Origin of the sequence: Bordetella genomosp. 13, assembly GCF_007679965.1 — a bacterium.
In the GTDB taxonomy this organism is placed as follows: Bacteria; Pseudomonadota; Gammaproteobacteria; order Burkholderiales; family Burkholderiaceae_B; genus Bordetella.
The window spans coordinates 194,297-214,146 of record NZ_VEHL01000001.1 but is presented as its reverse complement, the minus strand read 5'-3'; the positions used below and the strand labels follow the sequence as shown (position 1 = coordinate 214,146).

The following is a 19,850-nucleotide window of genomic DNA, read 5'->3' as shown; positions in this document are numbered from 1 at the left end:
TCACTCCATCAGTTCGGGCATGCGCTGCGCCGTGATCGAGCGCGCGGCCATGGCCTCGGTATGGCGCAGGTGCTCCACCGTCAGGCGCCGCGCCTCGTCCACGTTCTGGTCACGGATGGCCTCGTACAGGCTGAGATGCTGCCGCGTGGAATCCTTGCGCTCTTCCCATTCCGCCACGAAGAAATACCGGCACAGTCTCAATTCCAGTTCCTGGATGACCGAAAACGCCAGCGCATTGTCCGCGGCCAAGGCGATCACGGTGTGGAACTGCGAGTTGGCGCGCGAGCTGCTGACGAAATCATTCTGCTCCACCGCGCGCTGGCCCTCTTCGACCAGGGCAAGCATCTGCTGTAGATGCGACGTGCGGCGCCGGTGCGCCGCCATCGCGGTCACCGCGGGCTCGACGATCTGCCGCAACTCGAAGAGTTCATGCAATTCGGCCATGGACAAGCGACGCACATAGGTGCCGCGCCGCGGCGCCGATTCGACCCACCCGCGCGCTTCCAGCGCCTTCAGGGCCTCGCGCACCGGAATCTTGCTGACGCCGAAGCGTTCGGCCAGTTCGTCGATGAGCAGCCTTTCGCCCGCCCGCAGCCGCCCGGTGACGATCTCTTCGAACAACGCCTCGTACACGCCCGGGTTCTTGGCGGGGCGTGCATCGCCCGTGGCCGAGCGGGCCTGGAAGTCGTCGAGATTCAGCATGGGGTTTTCCAGAAGCGCCCGCGAAAAGGGGCGAATGACGCTTGACATGCTACCACGCCCATATATCATTGCCCCATTACGTATACTTTATTCAGTCTACGTATACTAAAACAAGGGGAAGTCCGATGCTTCAACCGCTCATTGGCAGTTCATCCGTCCGGCTGCGCCGTCTTGCCGCCGGACTTCTCATGGGGCTGGCGTGTCTGGCCAGCGCCGCCCACGCTCAGTATCCGGAGCGCCCGGTCACCGTCATCGTGCCCTTCGCGGCCGGCGGCGCCTCGGACATCGTGGCGCGCGTCATCGCCCAGCAGCTCAACGACGAATACAAGCAGGCATTCATCGTCGAGAACAAGCCCGGCGCCAGCACGCAGATCGCCACGCGCCAGGTGATCAACAGCGCGCCGGATGGCTACACGCTGCTGCTGGCCACCACCTCGGTGGTGAACAATGCCTACCTGTACCCGAACCTGAACTACGACGCGGCGCGCGGCCTGCGCCCCGTGATCGGGCTGGTCGACGTGCCCGCCTTCCTCGTGGCAGGCCCCACCATGCCGGCCACCACCGTGCCGCAGTTCCTGGCCGAGGCGCGCAAGCGGTCCGAGGCCAACAAGCTGTCGTTCGGCTCGGCCGGGACGGCCAGCACGCTGCACCTGGCCGGAGAGTGGTTCAACCAGGTCGGCAAGCTGAAGGGAGTGCACATTCCCTACAAGGGCAGCGGCCCCGCGGTCGTCGCGCTCGCCTCTGGCGAGGTCGACTATTCCTTCGAAAACCTCGCGCCCGCGCAGCCGCAAGTCAGCAGCAAGCGCATCAGGCTGCTGGCCATCGCGGGCCCGAACCGCTTTCCCACGCTGCCCGACGTGCCGCCCCTGAAGGATTTCGGGCTGCCCGACACGGACATGGCCAGCTGGTTCGTGCTGCTGGCGCCGTCGGGCACGCCCGACGCCGTGGTGACCCGCCTGAACGAATCCATCAACCGCATCCTGGCCAAGCCCGACGTCAAGGCACGGCTGCTCGATCTCGGCCTGGTCCCGTCCGGCGGCACGCCGGGACAGCTGGCGGACCGAATGAAGGCCGACAGCGACAAGTGGATCAGCATCATCAAGGCCGGCAACGTCACGGTCGAACAGTAGGCACAGGCAGGCAGCGCAGTCAGATGGACACCTCCGTTACGCACGAACACGCCGCCCGCGCGGCAAGCTGGATCGGCAAGCCCGTGCCGCGCGTGGAAGACGCGCGGCACCTGGCGGGCCGGGCATCCTTCGTGGCCGACATCGCCATGCCGGGATGCATGGAAGTCGCATTCGTGCGCAGTCCGGTCCCGCACGGCCTGCTCAGGGACGTGCGGATCGATCCGGACGTGCCGCGCGACATGGTGCGGCTGGCGCAGGACTATGCCGGCCGCGTGCTGCCCATCCGCGCCGAACTGCTGCGCGACGGATTCCACGGGGCCCCGTGGCCCGTGCTGGCCGAACGCAAGGTGCGTTTCGTGGGTGAACCCGTGGCGCTGGTCATGGCGCCGACGCGCGCCCAGGCCGAACACTGGGCCGGCCTCGTCTCGCTGGACATCGAGCCGCTGCCCGCGGTGGTCGACGCGCGCCGCGAATGGGAACAGGGACCCGCCGGCACGCCGCTGCACGAGAACCTGGACAGCAACCTGGTGATGCGCGTGGCGCGCACCATCGGCGATTTCGACCACGTCGCCCGGTCAGCCAGCGAGGGCGCCGACGGCCTGCGCAGCGTCAGCCGGCGCTTCGTCATGGAACGCGTGCTGGCCAGCCCGCTGGAATGCCGCGGCGTCCTGGCCTATCGCGACAAGGCCACGGCGGCGGTGCACCTGCACCTGTCCACGCAACGGCCCCACCTGATCCGCAGCTTCGTGGCGCAGCAGATCCCGGGCCTGCGCGAGAGTGACCTGCGCGTCATCGTGCCGGACGTCGGCGGCGGCTTCGGCGCCAAGAGCAACCTGTATCCCGAAGAAGTGCTGCTGACGGCGCTGGCCATGGAATGCAACCACCCGGTGCGCTGGATCGAGGACCGCTACGAACATTTCGTGGCCAGCAACCACAGCCGCCAGCACGACCAGGAGATCACCGCCTATTTCGACGGCGGCGGCCGCATCCATGCCGTGGATGCGCGCTTCATCGTGGACGCGGGCGCGTATTGCGCCAAGACGTCCACCGGCGCGATCGAGGCCAACATGGCCGCCAACGTCATGCTGGGGCCGTACGACGTGCGGAACTATCGTTTCGAGGCCATCAGCGTCTACACCAACAAGAGCCCCGTCGGCCCGTATCGCGGGGTCGGCCGGCCCGGCGGATGCTTCGCGATGGAACGCATCATCGAAGAGGTGGCGCACGCGCTGGACATGGACGTGCTGGACGTGCGGCGCCGCAACCTGATCGCGCCCGACAGCATGCCCTACGTCACGGCCACGGGCCTCGCCTACGACTCAGGCAATTACCCCCAGGCCATCGACGCGATGGACGAACAGGTCCGGCAACGCTGGGCGCTTCCGCCGATGCAGGCGGGCCGCAAGCGCGCCGGCATCGGCTACGCCATGCTGGTCGAGCAGGCCGGGCATGGCGCCGAGGAATGGTTCCGCCGGGGCTCGCCGACGGTGTACGGCCACGAGGCCGCGCGCGTCAGCCTGAACGGCGACGGCACGCTGGAGATCGACGTGGGGACGCTGGCCCATGGCCAGGGCCACGCGACCAGCTACGCGCAGATCGCCGCGCACCTGACCTCGCTGCCCTTGCGCGACATCCGCGTGCGCCAGGGCGACACGGCCGCCACCCCGTACGGCATGGGCACCGTGGCGTCGCGCTCCATCGTCATGGGCGGCGGCGCGGTCGCCCAGGCCTGCGAGCTGCTGCTGGCCAAGGCGCGGCGCATCGCCGCCGCCAACCTGGGCGACGCGCCGCAGGACCTGCGGGTGCACGATGGCGCGCTGCACGGCGCGCAAGGCAGCCTGACGCTGGCCGAGATATCGCGCATCTCCACCGTGCAGATCCACAAGCTGCCCAGGGACGTCGAGCCGGGCATGTCGGTGCAGGCCTTCTACCGGCCCGAGGTGGAGACCGGCACGTTCTCCTATGCGGTGCATGCCGCGCGCGTCGAGGTCGACCTGGACACGGGCTTCGTTAGCATCGCCGACTATCTCGTCGTGGAGGACTGCGGCACGGTGGTGAATCCGCTCATCGCCGACGGCCAGGTCATCGGCGGCGTCGCGCAAGGCATCGGCCAGGCGCTGTACGAGGCCATGCGCTACAACGCCGACGGCCAGCCCCAGACGGTCACCTTCGGCGACTATCTCGTGCCCAGCGCCATGGAGATGCCGCCCATCTCGATCGTGCACCTGTGCACGCCGTCGCCGTTCTCCGCCTTCGGCGTGAAAGGCATGGGAGAAGGCGGCTCCGTACCGCCGCCGGCCGCGATCGCCAATGCGGTTCGCGCCGCGCTGCGCGAGTTCGACGTGCAGGTGGACCGCACGCCCATCGACCCCGACGACCTGTTGACGCAACTGCTGGCACGCCGGGAGCCGGCATGAAGCTGCCCTATTTCGACTACCGCGCGCCGTCCACCCTGGACCAGGCACTGGAAGCGCTGGCGGCGCTGGGCACGGATGCCAAGGTGCTGGCCGGCGGACAGAGCCTGCTGCCCGCCATGCGCTACGGACTGGCCCGCCCCCACGTGCTGCTGGACCTGCGCCGGATCGCGGAGCTGCGCGAACGCGAAGCGGCCGCCTCGGGCTGGCGCATCGGTGCCATGGCCACCCATGCGGACCTGGCGCACGCGTCCGCCGATACGCCGCTCGCCCGTCTGCTGGCCGCCCATGCCGCGCAGATCGCCTTTCCCGCAGTCCGCACGCGCGGCACGGTCGGGGGCAGCCTTGTGCATGCCGATCCGGCGGGAGACTGGCCGCTGCTCTTCTGCGCGCTGCAGGCGCGCGTGCAACTGCGCAGCCTGCGTGGCAGCCGGGAACTGCCGCTGGACGCGTTCATCACGGGCCCGCTCACCTCGGACGCGCAGTTCGACGAACTGCTGGTGTCGGTCGGCATCGATGCGGACGCCGCGGGCCTGACGGCCTGGGGCCGCTCGAAGCTCATGCACCGTGCGGGCGAGTACGCGGCCAGCTCGGCTGTCGTGCTGCGGCGGGCGGATGGGCAATGGTCATGCTGGCTGGGCGGTCCGCCGCCTGCTCCACGGGCATTGCCCGCGTGCGCGGCCCTGCTCGCGGACCCCGCGACGCCCCGCCCGCGGTTGATGGAATGCGCCGTTGACGAGGTCGCGCGTGCGTATCCCGACGATACCCCGGCGGCCGTTCACCGGCATGCCGCCAACCTGCTGCGGGCCTGCGATCAGGCCCTGGAGCGCCACGATGCCTGATCTCACCCTGACCGTAGACCTGCAGCTGAACGGCCAACCCCGGTCGATGGCCGTCGAACACAACGAGACGCTGGCGGACTGCCTGCGCGAGCAGGCCGGGACCACCTCGGTGCACCTGGGCTGCGAGCACGGCGTCTGCGGCGCCTGCAACGTCCTGGTCGACGGCGAGGTGGTCCGCGCGTGCCTGACGCTGGCCGCGGCCTGCGACGGTTGTGCCGTCGTCACCGCGGAGGGCCTGCAGGACGCGCTGGCGGACCGGCTGCGCGACGCGCTGCATCGCCACCATGGACTGCAATGCGGCTTCTGCACGCCAGGGATGCTCGTCACGGGACACGCCATGCTGTCGCGCGGCCAGGCCGGCTCGACGGAGGCCATACGCCGCCAGCTCTGCGGAAACATCTGCCGCTGCACCGGCTACCAGGGCATCGTCAACGCGCTGGACGAACTCGGCAAGGAAACCTCATGAACCACACTGCTCTGCCCGCCGGCATCGTCGGCGTCGCCTCGGTGCCGCATGCGCCGCAATTCCTGTCCCGCCCCGACACCGAGGACCTGGACCAGGTCGAACGCGTGCGTGCCGCCATGGCGGAACTGGGTGAGCGGCTGCGCGCGCTGCAGCCCGACTGCATCATCGTGCTGTCCAACGACCACGGCGACCACTTCGTCACGCACTCGGTGCCGGCCTTCTGCGTGCACGCCGCCACCCACGCCGACGGCATGCACAAGCACCGCGGCGACTGGCGGCTGGATGCCAGCATGGGATATGGCCTGGTGCGGGCCATGGAACAGGAAGGCTTCGACCTGGCCTACACGCTGTCGGCCAAGCTGCCCACGGCGTTCACCATTCCCTACGAGTTCATGGGCTTCGACCGCTCGGTGCCGATGACGCCGATCTTCGTGAATTCCTACGTGCCGCCGCAGCCTTCGCCGCTGCGCTGCCACGCCTTCGGGCAGGCGCTGGCGCGCGCCGTGCAGCGCATGGGACGCCGCGCCCTGTTGATCGCCAGCGGCGGCCTCTCGCACTACCCGGGCACGGTGCACTATCCGAAGCCCGACGTGGACACCGACCGCGCGATGTACGAGCAGATGGTGGCGGGCAATCTCAGCGCCCTGCTGGCGTATGACACCCATGCCCTGGACCGGACCGGCAACGTCGAGCTGCGCGCGACGCTGGCGGCGGCGGGCGCGGTCGGCAACCGCGCGCCGTTCACGGCGTGCTTCGAGCCCTCGTGGCATCACACGTATTCCGTGCTGGGCTGGGACCTGACCGTCCCGGCGCAGCCGCCGGCCCTGATCTATCCCGAGCTTCCGCCGCATCGCGCCGCGCTGGTGGAGGCCGTGTTCCGCCTGCGCAGCGACCCCGCCAGCGCGCAGCAGTACCTGCGCGACCCGCATGCCTGGTGCGAGGGCTACGCGCTGGCCGCCGACGAACGGCAGGCCCTGCTGGAGATGAATCCGGACCGCCTGCGCGACGAGTTCCATATCCACGCGTTGCTGACCTCGGGCGCCGCCACGCAGCTGCGCCTGGCGAAGCAGCGCGTCAATCCTACCAACTGAGGAGCTTTACATGTCCATCGAAACCTTCAAGTCCCTGCAAGGCGCCACCCCGGAAGCCCGCCTGGCCGAACTGGGCATCGACCTGCCCGAGCGCCGCCAGCCGGTCGGCAACTACACCGGCGCGGTCACCACCGGCAATCTCGTCTTCGTGGCCGGCCACGGCACCTTCAAGGGCTCTGAACAGACCCACAAGGGCAAGCTGGGCGGCGAGATCTCGGTCGAGGTCGGCAAGGAGGGCGCGCGCAACGCGGTCATCAGCGCACTCACCTCGCTGAAGGCCGAGATCGGCGACCTGTCGCGCGTGCGCCGCGTCGTGCGCCTGTTCGGCATGGTCGCGTCGACGCCCGATTTCTTCCGCCAGCCGGAAGTCATCGACGGCGCCTCGGACGTGCTGACGGCAGTGTTCGGCGAAGCCGGCATCCACGCGCGCTGCGCGGTCGGCTTCGCGGCGTTGCCGTTCAACATGCCGATCGAACTGGAAATGGTCGTCGAGATCGAGTGAGAAAGCCCATGACACGTACCGCAGAAATCGCCGGAGGCGGCATCGGCGGCCTGGCCGCCGGCGCACTGCTGGCGCGCCAGGGATGGCGGGTCCGCGTGCACGAACAAGGCTCCGAGATCCGCGAGATCGGCGCCGGCATCTACATCAAGAACAACAGCCTGGAAGTGTTGGAGCACCTTGGCGTCATGCGGCGCATCGAGGCGCGCGGCACCCCGCTGGAACGTGCGCAGATCCGCTTCGCCGACGGCCGCGTCAAGCAGCAGCGGGAGCTGAGCGGCGCCTCGCGCGTGCACACGTTCCCGCGCCAGGCGCTGATCGAAGGGCTGCGCGACACTGCCCTGGACTGCGGCGTCGAAGTCGTGACGGGCTCGCGCGTGACGGGCGTGCGAGATGGCTCGCTGCTGACCAGCCACGGCACGCACCGCGCCGATCTCATCGTGGCGGCGGACGGCGTGCATTCGGCCGTGCGCCAGTCGCTCGGCATCGGCGGCGGCTTCACCGAGCTTCCCACGCTGATCGACCGTTTCCTGATCGAATCGCGCCGCTTCACGCCGGAGCTGCAGACCGTGGAACACTGGTCGGGCAATCGCCGCATCGGCGTCACGCCCGCGGGCCCGCGCCACACGTATGTCTACATGGTCGCGCCGGCATCGGACGCCGGCGCCGCGCGGCTGCCGCTGGACGTGGAGGACTGGTCGCGCCGCTTCCCGCTGCTGCGCGACCTGTTCGGCGAACTGTCGAAGGCGCCGGCCACGCAATACCCCTACGGCGTCGTGAAGTGCCCGCGCTGGGCCGTGGGCAACGTGGCCATCCTGGGGGATGCGGCGCATGGCCTGCCGCCCACGCTCGGCCAGGGCGCGGGCCTGACCCTGATGAACGCGCTGGCGCTGGCCACTTTGCTGCGCGACGAGCCCGACGTGCCCCGGGCGCTGCAGGAGTGGGAGCGGCGCGTGCGGTTCATCAGCGACCGCACGCAGGCCTGGGCCTGCCGCTACGACGCGTTCACGCGCCAGTGGCCCGTCATGCTGGATTTCGCGCGGCCGCTGGTGGTGTGGAGCTTTGGCCGGTTCAAGTCCCTGAACGACCGCATGCGCATCGCCGATCACGGGCTGCGGCTGGCGGGCATCCACATCGAGCCGGAGGCCTGACATGCTGATCGAGGGCAGCAAGACGCTGGCCGCCGATCGCGCGGCGGTGTGGCAGGCGCTGAACGATGCCGCGTTCCTGCGCGCCACGATTCCCGACTGCAAGGCGTTGCAGGCGAAGGACGCGGACAGCTACGCCGCCACGCTGACCAGCAGCGTCGGACCGGTACGCGCCTCGTTCGACGTGACCTTCCGCCGCGAGGTCGAGACCGAGATGGAATCGTACTGGCTGGTGGGCGAAGGCAACGGCGGCATGGCGGGCTCGGCGCAGGGGCGCATCCGCATCGACCTCAGCGACATCGAAGGCGGCACGCTGCTGTCCTATTCGGCCGAGACCGTCATCAGCGGCAAGCTCGCGCAACTGGGCAGCAGGCTGATCGACAGCACCGCGCGCAAGTTCTCGGAACGCTTCTTCCAGAACGTGCAGCGGCGGCTGAACGGCGCGCCCGACGCCGTGGCCGCGGCGGTTGGCCCTCGCCCTGTCGAGCCGGCGCTTGGACCGGGCTCGGCACCCACGGCCGCGGCGGCTGCCTTTTCATCATGGTGGCTGCCGGCGGCGTGCGGCCTGGGATGCTTCGCGGGCACCTTTCTCGCGAGCTGGCTGCGATGAGCATGCCGTCACGCCCCCGGGCCAGCCTGTATGGCCGCCACCATGGCGTCGCCACCGGCCATCACCAGGCCACGCATGCCGCCCGGCTGCAGCTCGAAGCGGGCGGGTCGCTGTGCGACGCCATGATCGCCGCGTCGGCGGTGCTGACCGTCGCACTGCCGCACGCAACCTCGCTGGGCGGCTGCGCCATGGCCCTGTTCTACGATGCGGCCACCGGCAGGCTGCGCGCCCTGGACGGCTCCGGCGTGGCCCCGCGGCGAGCGGTCCCCTCGGCATTCGACGGCGTCATCGACGGGCGCGGCCCGCGCAGCTGGCTGGTGCCGGGGCTGGTGAGAATGTGGGCGGCGGCGCACCGGGCCCATGGAAAATTGCCGTGGCGCAGCCTGTTCCAGCCGGCGATCGCCCTGGCCGCGGACGGCGGTGCCTTCAGCAGCGAACTGGCCCGCAACCTGTCGCTGGCCGGACCGCCGGTGCGCGGCCAGCCCGGCTTCGCACAGGCCTTCATGGATGCGGGCAGGGACCGCCTTGCGGGCACGCCCTACCCGCAGGCCGCGCTGGCGCGGACGCTCGAACGTATCGCGGACCAGGGAGAAGCCGGGTTCTACGAGGGCCCGGCCGCCGCGGCGCTGTGCACGTTCGCGAAGGAGACCGGCGGCCTGCTGGAGGCGGACGACCTGCTGGGCATCCGCGCGCAATGGCGCGATCCGGTCTGGCAGGACATCGGCGGCTGGCGCATCGGCGTCATGCCGCCCAACTCGGTCGGCGTGTTGATGCTGGCGCAATTGCACGCGCTGCGCCACGAGATCGGCCGGCCTCGCGACGACAGGCTGTACGCGCAGGTGATGCAGGCTCGCCGCCTGCTGCCCGCGCTGCATGACCGGGTCGCCGATACTCGAGCGGCCTGGCCGTGTCCGGAACTTCCCGCGCCCCATCCGACCGGCCGGACGGACGGCGAGGACCCGGGCGACACGGCGGGCATCGTGCTGGCCGACGCCCAGGGCAATGGGCTGGTCATGCTGCAAAGCGTCTTCCAGCCCTTCGGCAGCGGGTGCGTGGACCCCGGCACCGGCGTGCTGATGAACAACCGGCTGGGCGAGTTCAGCCTGGACCCGCGGCGCCACAACATGCTGGCGCCCGGCAAGAAACCCGTGCACACCTTGAATCCCTATCTGGTGCTGGCTGGCGGCCGTCCCGTGCTGTACGCGGTGTCGCCCGGCGGCGTCAGCCAGACCACCACCGGCGTGCAATACATTTTCAACGCGCTGGACGATGGCCTGCCCCTTCCGCAGGCCATCGACCTGCCGCGCTGGAGCATCGCCCGCGACGGCAGCCTGCAATGCGAGCCGGGCTTTCCCGCCACGGTGGTGGACCGGCTGCGCGCGGCGGGGATCACAGTGCAGGCCGACTCGCTGCATCCGTTCTATTTCGGCTCGATCAAGGCGGTGCGCCGGCTGCCGGAAGGGATGCTGGAAGCCGCCGCGGACTTGCGCCGCGAGGCCTGCGCGATGGCCTGGTGAAACCATCGTGCAGGCAATGGCACGGCGTGGACGTCAAGGCCATGCTACTTGCCTCGCCGGCCTGCTCTGGCTGGCCGTTCCGGTTGCATCAGGCCCAGCTCTTCTATCGCCGTGGCGGCGAACTCGATGAACGCCGCGACCGCGCGCGGCAGCTGCCGCCGGCTGTGATACACGAAATGCACGCCCATGCTTGCCGATGCGTGATCGGCCAGCACTTCCCGCAGGCGTCCTGCAGAGACGTGCGCGGCGCACAGCGCCGCGGGCAGCGACGCGATGCCCAGGCCCGCCAGAGCGCCGGCCAACTGCGCTGACGCCGTATTGGCCTGGAACGGGCCGTCGACCTCGACGGGCATCGCCTGCCGCCTGGCCCCGCCCAGCCGCCAACTGGCGCGCGGGCCGCCGCGGGCGGGCGTCGTGATGCAATCATGCCTGGCCAGATCGCTCGGCCGCGCGGGCATGCCGCGCGCCGCCAGATACGCCGGGCTGGCCACCAGCATCGCACGGCTGGTGCCGACCTTGCGCGCGATCAATGACGGATCACGGTCCGCCGCGCGCATCGCGACGTCTATGCCTTCCCCCAGCAGATCCACGCGCGCGTCGTCCAGCTCGAACTCCAGCCGCACGCGCGGATGCGCCTGCACGAAGCGCGCGATCCGTTCCGCCGGAAACCAGTTGAAGAAGTCGGCCGGCACGGCCACCCGCACCCGGCCGGCGACTTCGTTCGCGTTCTCGGCCACCTGGCCGGTCACGTGCATCAGCGCATCGATCTGGTCGGCGGACGCGGCAAAGAGCTGGCGTCCGGCATCCGTCAGGACCAGGCGCCGGGTCGTGCGCTGCATCAGCCGCGCGCCCAGCGTCGCCTCCAGCGACAGCAGGCGCCGGCTGACGGTGCTGGGCGGCATTCCGATCCGTCGCCCGGCCTCGGCGAAGCTGCCGGCGCGCACCACGCCGACGAACAGCGCAATGTCGTTCAGATCCATGGGATTCTATCGTTCAGTGCACGAGTCCAACTCATTATTCCATCTTTATCGGTTTTCTGGCTGCTCGTACATTGGCTGCATCGGCGTGACGACGCGCCTTCCGACCAGGAGCCCACCATGAGCACCACCGTTTCCATCATCATCGGCAGCACCCGAGAAGGCCGTTTCTCCGACCAGCCCGCACGCTGGATCGAAGGCCACCTGTCGCAACGCGCCGGCGTCACCACGCGCCTGCTCGACCTGCGCGACTATTCCCTGCCCTTCTTCGACAGCGCCATGCTGCCTGGCATCCCCGGCCGTCCGCCTTACGAGAACGAGGCGGTGCGGCGCTGGACCGAGCAGATCGCGGCGTCGGACGCTTTCGTGATCGCGACGCCCGAATACAACTTCGCCGCTCCGGCCATCGTGAAGAACGCGCTGGACTGGGTGTATGCCGAATGGCATCGCAAGCCCATCGGCTTCGTCAGCTGGGGCAGCGTGGGCGGCGCGCGTGCCGTGCAGCAGCTGCGCGAGGTCGCCGTCGAACTGCACATGGCGCCGGTGCGCAACGCGGTGCATCTCCCCGCCGACGCGATCTACGCGCACTTCCAGGGCAAGCAGGACGCCATTGAGGCCGTGCTGAAGGCGCACGACCACCACGCCGGGCAACTGATCGACGACCTGCTGTGGTGGAGCGATGCCCTGAAAACCGCGCGCGCCGCGACCGCCTGAGCCAAGGAGAACAGACATGGCAGCACTCGCCGAACACATCGTCGGCCCCGTCCGGGGAATCGCCCATCGCACCCCGGGACGCGGCAACGGCCCCGCGGTCCGCCTGATGAGCCCGTCCGACCTCGGGCAGATCCTCAAGCCCTTCGTATTCCTGGACTTCTTCGACATGCAGGGGCCGCCCTTCACCGGCGCGCTGCACCCGCACTCGGGCATCGCCACGCTCTCGTATCTGATCGAAGGCCGCATGGACCTGATCGATCCGTCGGGCGACACGGTGGTGCTGCCCGCAGGAGGCGTCGAATGGATGCAGGCCGGCCGCGGCATGTGGCATGGCGGCAGCGTGGGCGACGCGCGGCAAGGCCGCGTCCGGGGCTTCCAGCTGTGGATCGCCTTGCCACCCGAACTGGAACTGGGGCCGACGCACGCCGTCTTCCAGTCCGTGGAGGACATCGCCCACAGCGGTCCCGCACGGGTGCTGCTGGGCAGCCATGGCGACGCCCGCAGCGCCATCGAGGCACCGTCACCGATGAACGTGCTGGCAGTGACGCTGGCGGCCGGCCAGCGCTGGACCTACACGCCGCCGCCGGGCCACACCGTGCTGTGGGTATCGCCCGCGGAAGGCGACGTGCTCGCCAACGGCCATCGCCTGCACGCCCGGGAACTGACCGCCTTCGAGTCCTCCGACGACGCCGTCGAGTTCCGCGCGATCGAGCATACGCAGTTCATGCTGGGATCCGCCGTGCCGCACGATCACGATCTGGCCATAGGTTATTACTCCGTGCACACCTCACCCACGGCGCTGCTCGACGGCGAAGCGTACATCCGCGCGCTGGGCCGGCAGCTGGCCGCCGAGGGCCGCCTGCCCGCGTCCGTCGCGCAAGGGAACTGACACGATGCACACCCGCCAACCGATATCACAGGTCGTTCTGCGACAGCTGTTCACCGATGCCCGCTCGCACCACCATTGGCTGGACCGGCCGGTGTCCGACGATACCTTGCGCAGTCTCTACGAGCTGGTGAAGTGGGGGCCCACCAGCGGCAACCTGCAGCCTGCGCGCATCGTGTTCGTCCGTTCGGAGGAAGGCCGCAGCAGGCTGCTTCCCGCCCTGGAGGGCATGGGCAGCAACCCCGCGCAGGTGGCCGCGGCGCCGGTGACGGCGATCATCGCCCAGGACGCCCGGTTCTACGAGGAAGCGCCGCGTTTGTTCCCGAGGATGGACGTGAAGCCGATGTTCGAAGCCGATGCCGCCTTCGCCGAATCCATTGCGTACCGCAGCAGTTCATTGACGGGCGCCTACCTGATGATCGCGGCCCGCGCGCTGGGGCTGGACGTATGTCCCATGTCGGGCTTCGACAACGCCATCCTGGACGATGCCTTTTTCAAAGGCACGTCGTGGAAAGCGAATTTCATCTGCACCATCGGCCATGGCGACGACGCCAGGCTGTACCCGCGCGATCCCAGGCTGACGTTCGAGGAAGCCTGCCGGTTCGAATGACGCCGTCAGGCACCCGGGGATCAGGCAACGTGCCTGCCCTGCCTCAACGCCTCGAACACGTCCGGCGGGCCCATCTGGCCGCCCTTGAGCATCAACTCCACCCCGTCCAGCGCCGGGTCGTCGGCATGCACCTTGCACACGGCCACGCCCGGACTCAGCGTATAGGCCAGCGTCAGGGCGCGCGCATCCCAGGCCTGCACGGCCAGGCTGGAGGTGTCGCCACCGGCGAAGCCCACGCGCGACAATGGATGGCGCCGCAGGACCTGGCGCATCAGCTGGCCGGCGAAACGCGCCAGGGCCGATCCGCTGCCGGACGGCGCCTCGTCCGCCAGCGTGGTATTCGCCACGACGCTGCGGCCGTCCTGCAGGGCCTGCACGGCCCGCGCGGCCAGGTCCCGGCAGTACGGCCCCGGCTCGGCGTCCAATGCCTGCCTCGCGGCCTGGACGGGATCGATGTCCAGCAGCGCGAATCCGTCGGCTTGCGCCCGCCGCACCTGCTGCGCCGTGACCGGCGAGCGGCTGCCCGCCACGACGAAGGTCTGCGCCACCGCCAGCGGCGTCGGCCTGGACGAGGGCGGCCGCGGCGCCGCGAGGCCGCTGGCCGCGTCGACGGCAATGTCGCCCGCGCCGCGGGTCCGTAGCGCCGCCTGGGCCGGCATGCCGCCCACGGCGGCCCGCCCGCGGGCAGCGTCCGGCCAGCCGGCCACCAGCGCCTGTTCCACGCCGCTGGGCCCCGCCAGCAGCAAGGGGCCGGCCTGCCGCGCGATGCGGTCCCACAGCAGGCGGCCGATGCCAGCCAGATGCGTGTCTTCCAGCACGTCGAACAGCACCGCCCGCGGCCCATCCGCCAGCAGGGCGTCCAATGCACGCGGCGTGGCGTCCGGCAAGCGGTCCACGCCGAACGACGCCACCCGTTCCAGGCCCTGCCGCGCCAGATGCACGCGCAGGTCCGCCTCGTCCATCGGGGTGATGGGATGGCGGCTCATGGTGGGGTGGCGGTCCAGCCGGTACACCGGGCCGTCCTGCCCGGCGCGCGCATACAGGTTGGCGTGCGCGCAATAGCGGCCCAGGCCGGGCTGGCCGCCGACGATGAAGGCCGTGGACTGGCCCAGCGTGCGCAGTCCCAGCTGCAGGGCCCGGCCGATGCTGCCGACGTGCGGCGCGCTGTCGAAGGTGGAGCAGGTCTTGTAGTGGATGAATTCCGCGCCCGTGGCGGCCAGCGCGCCAAAAATGGTGGGCAGCTCGCGGTCCATCTCTTCGGGCGGCCACGAGCGCGCCGTGCCGGCCACGCCCACGCAGTCCAGGTCGCCGAACGCGCGCAGGTCGGCGTCCGTCGGCGGCCGCAGGAACAGCGCGGCGCGCAGGCCCGCGCGCACGGCCACCGACAACGTGTCGGTGGAGCCCGTGAAATCGTCGCCGTAATAGGCGATGCGCACCGCGGCCATCGCGCGGATCAGCCGTAGAACGCCAACGCGCTGGCCAGCGCCGGATGGGTCTGCGCGTGCACCGGCAGCGTCACGCCGCTGCGCGCGGCCTCCCATGCGTCGCGGATGCTCTGCACGCCGGCCACCGCGCCGTCCGGATGGCCCAGGATGCCGCCGCCCGACAGGAAGATCAGGTCGTCGCTGCCCACCGCGTCGAAGGTGGCGGGCACGGTGCCGGCCCATTGGCCGGACGAGAACACGGGCATCACCTCGTCGCCGCCGGCCAGCGGCTGCAGGCAGGCGCGCGCCGAGGCCACCACGCTGTCGTCGCTTTCGTAGAACTTGCCGCCCAGGCCGTTGACGTGCAGCTGGTCCACGCCCGCCAGGCGCCACAGCACCTGGTAGGCCGGGAACGCCATGCCCAGCAGCGGATGCCGCGACATCGCGGCCAGACCGTTGCGGTGGCCATGCAGCGCCAGCGCGGTGCAGCGCCGCAGCGACTGGATGGCGCTGTAGCCGCACCAGTTCAGGCTGGCCATCACGCAGGTGCCGCCGGCCTTTTCCACGAGGTCGGCGTGGCGCCGCATGGCGTCCGTCTCGTCCGAGATATTGAAGGCGTACATCACCTTGCGGCCGGTGCGCTGCGCGTGCGCGTCGATGACCTTCATCACCTCGGCCACACGGCGCGCCAGCGGCGCATGCGGCGGGTTGGCCATGACTTCGTCGTCCTTGATGAAGTCCACGCCTGCCTCGCACAGCGTGGCCACGGTGGCGGCCGTCTGCTCGGGGGTCATGCCCACGTTGGGCTTGATGATGGTGCCCAGGATGGGTCCGGCCGCTCGGCCCGTCAGCGCGCGCGTGCCGGCCACGCCCTGGCGCGGCGCGTCGAAGGCGCGCACGTAGTCGGGCGGCAGGCGCAGCGAGGTCAGCTTCACGCCGGTCATCTCGCCCAGGTCGTAGATGTTGCCGGCCACCGTGGCGGCCAGCGTGGCCAGGTTGGGGCCGACGTTGTCCACCGGAAAGCGCACGGTGATCTCGGCGCGCCGGTACGGCCCGGTCACGCCGCGGCGGTCCAGGAAAGCGTTGGGCAGGCTGGGCGTGTCGACGGCGTCCAGCTCGCGGATGGCGGTGACGTTGGCGCGCGAGCGGGCGCGCAGGTCATCGGTCTCGCCGGCCACGCGCACGAAGGTGCCGCTGGACTGTTCGCCGGCCAGCACCTGCGCCGCCTGCTCGGGCGGGTACGGGGTTTCGATGAGATAGGTCGCCTCGAATTCGGCGCGCGCGTCAGCAGTCATGACAGCCTACAGGGTGTTCAGGTCGGGGAAGGGACGCACGGGATCGCGGCCGTCCCAGCCGATGGACGCTTCGCGGATCAGCTTGAACAGCTTGCCCTTGGGGCCGGCCACTTCGGACAGCTCGATCACGGTGCCGGGATGCGTTTCGGTCTCGAAGTAGACGTAGCGGCCGTTCTTGCCGACCTCGCCGCTCATGCCCACCACCAGGCCCTGCGCGGCCAGGCGCTTCAGGTCGTCCTCGAACGATTCGGTCCAGTAGGCCAGGTGCTGCAGGCCGGTGCGGCCGGCGTCCAGGAAGGCCTTGTACATGGAGGGCGCGTCGTTGCGCTGCTGGATCAGCTCGATCTGCAGCGGTCCGGAATTGGCCAGCGCCACCGACACCTCGATCGGCGAGGGCTCGCCGCGATAGTGGAAGTTCTGCACCGGCACGCGGTCGGCGTAGTACCAGGGGCCGATGCCCAGCACCTCGCTCCAGTGGCGCATCTCCTTCTGGATGTCGTGCACCACGTAGCCCGCCTGGCGGACCTCACCGAAAAATCGACTCATAGCTGCCTCAGAGAAAACCGATGGAAATCCAGGGAATGAAGGCGACCAGGAACACGCCCACCACCAGCGCGCCCAGGTAGCCCCACATGTACGGAATGGCCTCGTCCGGATTGACCTTGCTGATGGCGCAGGCGCCGTAGTAGCCCACGCCGAAGGGCGGCGCGAACAGGCCCACGCCCATCGACAGGATCACGACCATGGCGTAGTGCACTTCGTGCACGCCGACCTGGCGGGCGATGGGGAACAGCAGCGGCCCGAACAGCACGATGGCCGGGATGCCCTCCAGCACGCTGCCCAGGATGACGAAGGCCACGATGGACACCAGCAGGAAGCCCATGGCCCCGCCGGGCAGGTCGGCCATCGCCGCGGCCAGGTCGCGCGAGAAGCCCGATTGCGTCAGGCCCCACGCCATGGCGGTGGCCGTGCCCACGATGAAGATGATGGCGCCCGACAAGGCGGCGGTCTCCACCAGCATAGTGGGCACGCGTTTCCAGTCGAAGCAGCGGTAGACCAGCAGGCCCGCCAGCACCGAGTACGCGATGCCGATGGTCGACACCTCGGTGGCGGTGGCCACGCCCTCGACCACCGCGGCGCGGATGACGAAGGGCAGGATCAGCGCGGGGATGGCGATGACCAGCGTGCGGCCGATCTCTCGGCCCGTGGCGCGCTTGACCTGGCTCAGGTCCTGGTGGCGGCTGCGCGCCCACACGATCAGGCCCAGCGTCAGCCCCAGCGCCACGCCGGGCAGCATGCCGCCCGTGAACAGCGCAGCGATGGACACGCCCGTGACGGAACCGATGGTGATCAGCACGATGCTGGGCGGGATGGTCTCGGTCTGCGCGCCCGTGCACGACAGCAGCGCGGCCAGGTCGCCGGGCTTGGCGCCGCGCTGCTTCATCTCGGGAAACAGCGCCGGCGCCACGGCGGCCATGTCGGCCACCTTCGAGCCCGAGATGCCGGACACCAGGTACATCGCGCCGATCAGCACGTACGACAGGCCGCCGCGCACGTGGCCCAGCAGGCTGGCCAGGAAACCGATCATGGCGCGCGCCATGCCCGTCATCTCGATCAGCAGGCCCAGCAGGATGAACATGGGCACGGCCAGCAGAATGAGGTGCGACATGCCCTCGTCCATGCGGCCCACCATCACGATCAGCGGCGTATGCGTGGTCAGCGCCAGGTAACCGAAGGTGGCCAGGGCGAACGAGAACGCAATGGGCACGCCCAGGAACACGTTGGCCGCCACCACGCCCACGAAGAACACGATCAGGTTCAGTTTGCCCAGCCCCTGCAGCAGCGGCTGCGCCAGCCAGAACAGCAGCACCGCCGTGCCCACGGCCAGCACGGCCACCACGATGTGGCGCGCGCTGCCCACCCGCAGCAGGCGCAGCACGCCCATCAGCAGCATCAGCCCGAAGCCCGTGGGCAGTGCCGCCGCGCGCCAGGCGTTGGATATCTCCAGCGCGGGCGTGGTCACGATGGCCTCTTCCGAGGCGTATTCGAAGGCATGGGGGAACACCAGCGCCAGGAAGGCGATGGAGGCCGCGATGGCCGCCACGTCCAGCATGGCCCGCAACCCTGGCGAACACCGCGACAACAGGGCCGTCATGCGCATGTGCTCGCCGCGCCGCAGCGCCACCACCGCGCCCAGCATGGACAGCCACAGGAACAGGATGCCGGCCAGCTCGTCGGACCAGACCAGCGGCGCATGGAATACGTAGCGCGCGATCACGCCGGCCAGCAGCACGGCGATCTCGGCCAGCACCAGCAGCGCGGCCGGCACCTCGACCATCAGGCCCAGCGCGCGGTCGACGGCGGCCAGCAGGCCGCCGCGGCCGGGCGCCGCCACGGCTTGCGCGCCGGGCGCGAAGTGATGAGCGGCCTGCATGGCGTCAGGCCAGCTTGCCGACGGCGCCTTCCAGCAGCCCCCAGGCCTGGTCGCCGAACTTGCCGCGCCACTCCTCGTAGAAACCCGCCTTGCGCAGCGCGGCCTGGAACGTGTCGGCCTTGGGCTGGTTGAAGGCCAGGCCCTTGCCTTCCAGGTCTTTCTGGATCGACTGGTTCATGGCCTTCAGGTCTTCGCGCTGCTTGATGCCGGCCTCGTTGAAGGCGGTTTCCCACAGCGTGCGCAACTCGACGGGCAGGCGCTCGAAGGCGCGGCCGTTGGCGATGAACCAGTAGCCATCCCAGATGTGGTTGGTCAGCGAGCAGTACTTCTGCACTTCGTACAGTTTGGCGGCCTGGATAATGGGCAACGGGTTCTCCTGCGCGTCGACGATGCGCGTCTGCAGCGCCGAATACACCTCGCTGAACTGCAGGCTGGCGGGCGCCGCGGACAGCGCCTTGAACATCGAGATGCTCAGCGGGCTGACGGGCACGCGGATCTTGCTGCCGGCCAGGTCGCTGGCCGACTGGATCGGCTTGTTGCTGGTCGTGGTCTGGCGAAAGCCGTTGTCCCACATCTTCTCGAAGGCATACAGGCGCGACTTGCCGATGGCTTCGCGCACGTGCGCGCCCAGCTTGCCGTCCATGGCCGACCATACCTGGTCGTAGTTCGAGAAGGCGAAGCCTACCGCGTTGATGGCCGCCACCGGCACCACCGTGGCGATCACCAAAGCCGAGGGCGTGAACAGCTCGATGCCGCCGCTGCGCACCTGGGACAGCATGTCGGTGTCGCCGCCCAGCTGGTTGTTCGGGAAGATGTTGATTTCCAGGCGGCCGCCGGATTCCTTCTTGATGCGGTCGGCGGCCTCCTGCGAGCGCACGTTCAGCGGGTGCGACATCGGCAGGTTGTTGGCGTATTTGTAGGAAAACTCCGCGGCCCGGGCAAACTTGGGCACGCCCAGGTACAGCGCGGGCGCGGCGGCCATGGTGCGCAGCAGCGTGCGACGCGTCATCGTCGGCATGGTCTCTCTCCTTGGTGGGGCGGCGTGCGGACTGGCGTCCTGCCGCTTCTCAGTGGCACACAATTTACCGCCG

The 19,850-nt window shown here is 69.8% G+C and carries 19 protein-coding genes; 12 read left to right on the top strand and 7 right to left on the bottom strand.

All coding sequences use genetic code 11. The features are described 5' to 3' along the window. Nucleotides 1–702 (bottom strand): GntR family transcriptional regulator, encoded by a 702-nt coding sequence (locus FS845_RS01000; RefSeq protein ID WP_186332117.1) that lies wholly within the window; start codon nucleotides 700–702, stop codon nucleotides 1–3. Between the two features lie 188 nt (nucleotides 703–890). On the opposite strand from FS845_RS01000, the gene FS845_RS00995 reads away from it, so the two are divergent. From FS845_RS00995 to FS845_RS00955, 9 genes are read left to right on the top strand one after another with little or no spacing between them, the layout of a single operon-like run. After that, nucleotides 891–1,832 carry a Bug family tripartite tricarboxylate transporter substrate binding protein gene (locus FS845_RS00995; RefSeq protein WP_186332116.1) on the top strand — a complete coding sequence of 314 codons (942 nt, stop codon included), beginning with the start codon at nucleotides 891–893 and terminating at the stop codon, nucleotides 1,830–1,832. Nucleotides 1,833–1,855: 23 nt separating this feature from the next. Then, entirely contained in the window at nucleotides 1,856–4,249 is a 2,394-nt protein-coding gene (locus FS845_RS00990) for a xanthine dehydrogenase family protein molybdopterin-binding subunit (RefSeq protein WP_144630061.1), read from the top strand. Further along, nucleotides 4,246–5,088 carry an FAD binding domain-containing protein gene (locus tag FS845_RS00985; protein ID WP_144630059.1) on the top strand — a complete coding sequence of 281 codons (843 nt, stop codon included), beginning with the start codon at nucleotides 4,246–4,248 and terminating at the stop codon, nucleotides 5,086–5,088. The genes FS845_RS00990 and FS845_RS00985 overlap by 4 nt, the downstream gene beginning before the upstream one ends. Further along, the gene (locus FS845_RS00980; protein ID WP_144630058.1) at nucleotides 5,081–5,554 is read left to right on the top strand and encodes a (2Fe-2S)-binding protein; all 474 of its coding nucleotides are present in this window, start codon (nucleotides 5,081–5,083) and stop codon (nucleotides 5,552–5,554) included. The genes FS845_RS00985 and FS845_RS00980 overlap by 8 nt, the downstream gene beginning before the upstream one ends. Next, nucleotides 5,551–6,645 (top strand): hypothetical protein, encoded by a 1,095-nt coding sequence (locus tag FS845_RS00975; RefSeq protein WP_144630056.1) that lies wholly within the window; start codon nucleotides 5,551–5,553, stop codon nucleotides 6,643–6,645. Before FS845_RS00980 ends, FS845_RS00975 begins: the two co-directional genes overlap by 4 nt. Nucleotides 6,646–6,655: 10 nt before the next feature. After that, nucleotides 6,656–7,147, top strand: coding sequence for a RidA family protein (locus tag FS845_RS00970; RefSeq protein ID WP_144630054.1), 492 nt, complete (start codon nucleotides 6,656–6,658; stop codon nucleotides 7,145–7,147). Between the two features lie 8 nt (nucleotides 7,148–7,155). Then, nucleotides 7,156–8,295, top strand: coding sequence for an FAD-dependent oxidoreductase (locus FS845_RS00965; protein WP_144630052.1), 1,140 nt, complete (start codon nucleotides 7,156–7,158; stop codon nucleotides 8,293–8,295). A 1-nt stretch (nucleotide 8,296) separates the two neighbouring features. Next, nucleotides 8,297–8,902, top strand: coding sequence for a CoxG family protein (locus FS845_RS00960; RefSeq protein WP_144630050.1), 606 nt, complete (start codon nucleotides 8,297–8,299; stop codon nucleotides 8,900–8,902). Nucleotides 8,903–8,904: 2 nt separating this feature from the next. After that, nucleotides 8,905–10,419, top strand: coding sequence for a gamma-glutamyltransferase family protein (locus FS845_RS00955; RefSeq protein WP_186332115.1), 1,515 nt, complete (start codon nucleotides 8,905–8,907; stop codon nucleotides 10,417–10,419). A gap of 44 nt (nucleotides 10,420–10,463) precedes the next feature. On the opposite strand, the gene FS845_RS00950 is transcribed toward FS845_RS00955, so the two are convergent. Next, on the bottom strand, nucleotides 10,464–11,399 hold the full coding sequence (locus FS845_RS00950; RefSeq protein ID WP_144630046.1) for a LysR family transcriptional regulator: 936 nt from the start codon (nucleotides 11,397–11,399) through the stop codon (nucleotides 10,464–10,466). Between the two features lie 117 nt (nucleotides 11,400–11,516). Here FS845_RS00950 and FS845_RS00945 point away from each other — a divergent pair, with 117 nt between their 5' ends. The 3 genes from FS845_RS00945 to FS845_RS00935 are packed head-to-tail and all read left to right on the top strand — an operon-like array spanning nucleotide 11,517 to nucleotide 13,606. Then, complete coding sequence (locus FS845_RS00945; RefSeq protein WP_144630044.1) at nucleotides 11,517–12,110, top strand: NADPH-dependent FMN reductase; 594 nt, start codon at nucleotides 11,517–11,519, stop codon at nucleotides 12,108–12,110. Between the two features lie 16 nt (nucleotides 12,111–12,126). After that, complete coding sequence (locus tag FS845_RS00940) at nucleotides 12,127–12,999, top strand: pirin family protein (RefSeq protein ID WP_144630042.1); 873 nt, start codon at nucleotides 12,127–12,129, stop codon at nucleotides 12,997–12,999. A 4-nt stretch (nucleotides 13,000–13,003) separates the two neighbouring features. Beyond that, nucleotides 13,004–13,606: a malonic semialdehyde reductase gene (locus FS845_RS00935; RefSeq protein ID WP_144630040.1), complete on the top strand. Its 603-nt coding sequence runs from the start codon at nucleotides 13,004–13,006 to the stop codon at nucleotides 13,604–13,606. 20 nt (nucleotides 13,607–13,626) lie between these two features. On the opposite strand, the gene FS845_RS00930 is transcribed toward FS845_RS00935, so the two are convergent. Genes FS845_RS00930 through FS845_RS00910 form a run of 5 tightly spaced genes read right to left on the bottom strand, consistent with a single transcriptional unit; the run spans nucleotide 13,627 to nucleotide 19,777 of the window. Continuing rightward, nucleotides 13,627–15,051: a four-carbon acid sugar kinase family protein gene (locus FS845_RS00930; RefSeq protein WP_144630038.1), complete on the bottom strand. Its 1,425-nt coding sequence runs from the start codon at nucleotides 15,049–15,051 to the stop codon at nucleotides 13,627–13,629. Between the two features lie 8 nt (nucleotides 15,052–15,059). Then, entirely contained in the window at nucleotides 15,060–16,325 is a 1,266-nt protein-coding gene (locus FS845_RS00925) for a ribulose-bisphosphate carboxylase large subunit family protein (RefSeq protein WP_144630036.1), read from the bottom strand. 6 nt (nucleotides 16,326–16,331) lie between these two features. Then, complete coding sequence (locus FS845_RS00920; protein WP_144630022.1) at nucleotides 16,332–16,871, bottom strand: VOC family protein; 540 nt, start codon at nucleotides 16,869–16,871, stop codon at nucleotides 16,332–16,334. Nucleotides 16,872–16,878: 7 nt separating this feature from the next. After that, a complete protein-coding gene (locus FS845_RS00915; protein ID WP_144630020.1) occupies nucleotides 16,879–18,759 on the bottom strand; it encodes a TRAP transporter large permease subunit in 1,881 nt (626 codons plus the stop codon). A 4-nt stretch (nucleotides 18,760–18,763) separates the two neighbouring features. Continuing rightward, nucleotides 18,764–19,777, bottom strand: a complete 1,014-nt coding sequence (locus FS845_RS00910; RefSeq protein WP_144630019.1) for a TRAP transporter substrate-binding protein — start codon at nucleotides 19,775–19,777, stop codon at nucleotides 18,764–18,766. Between the last annotated feature and the right edge of the window lie 73 nt (nucleotides 19,778–19,850).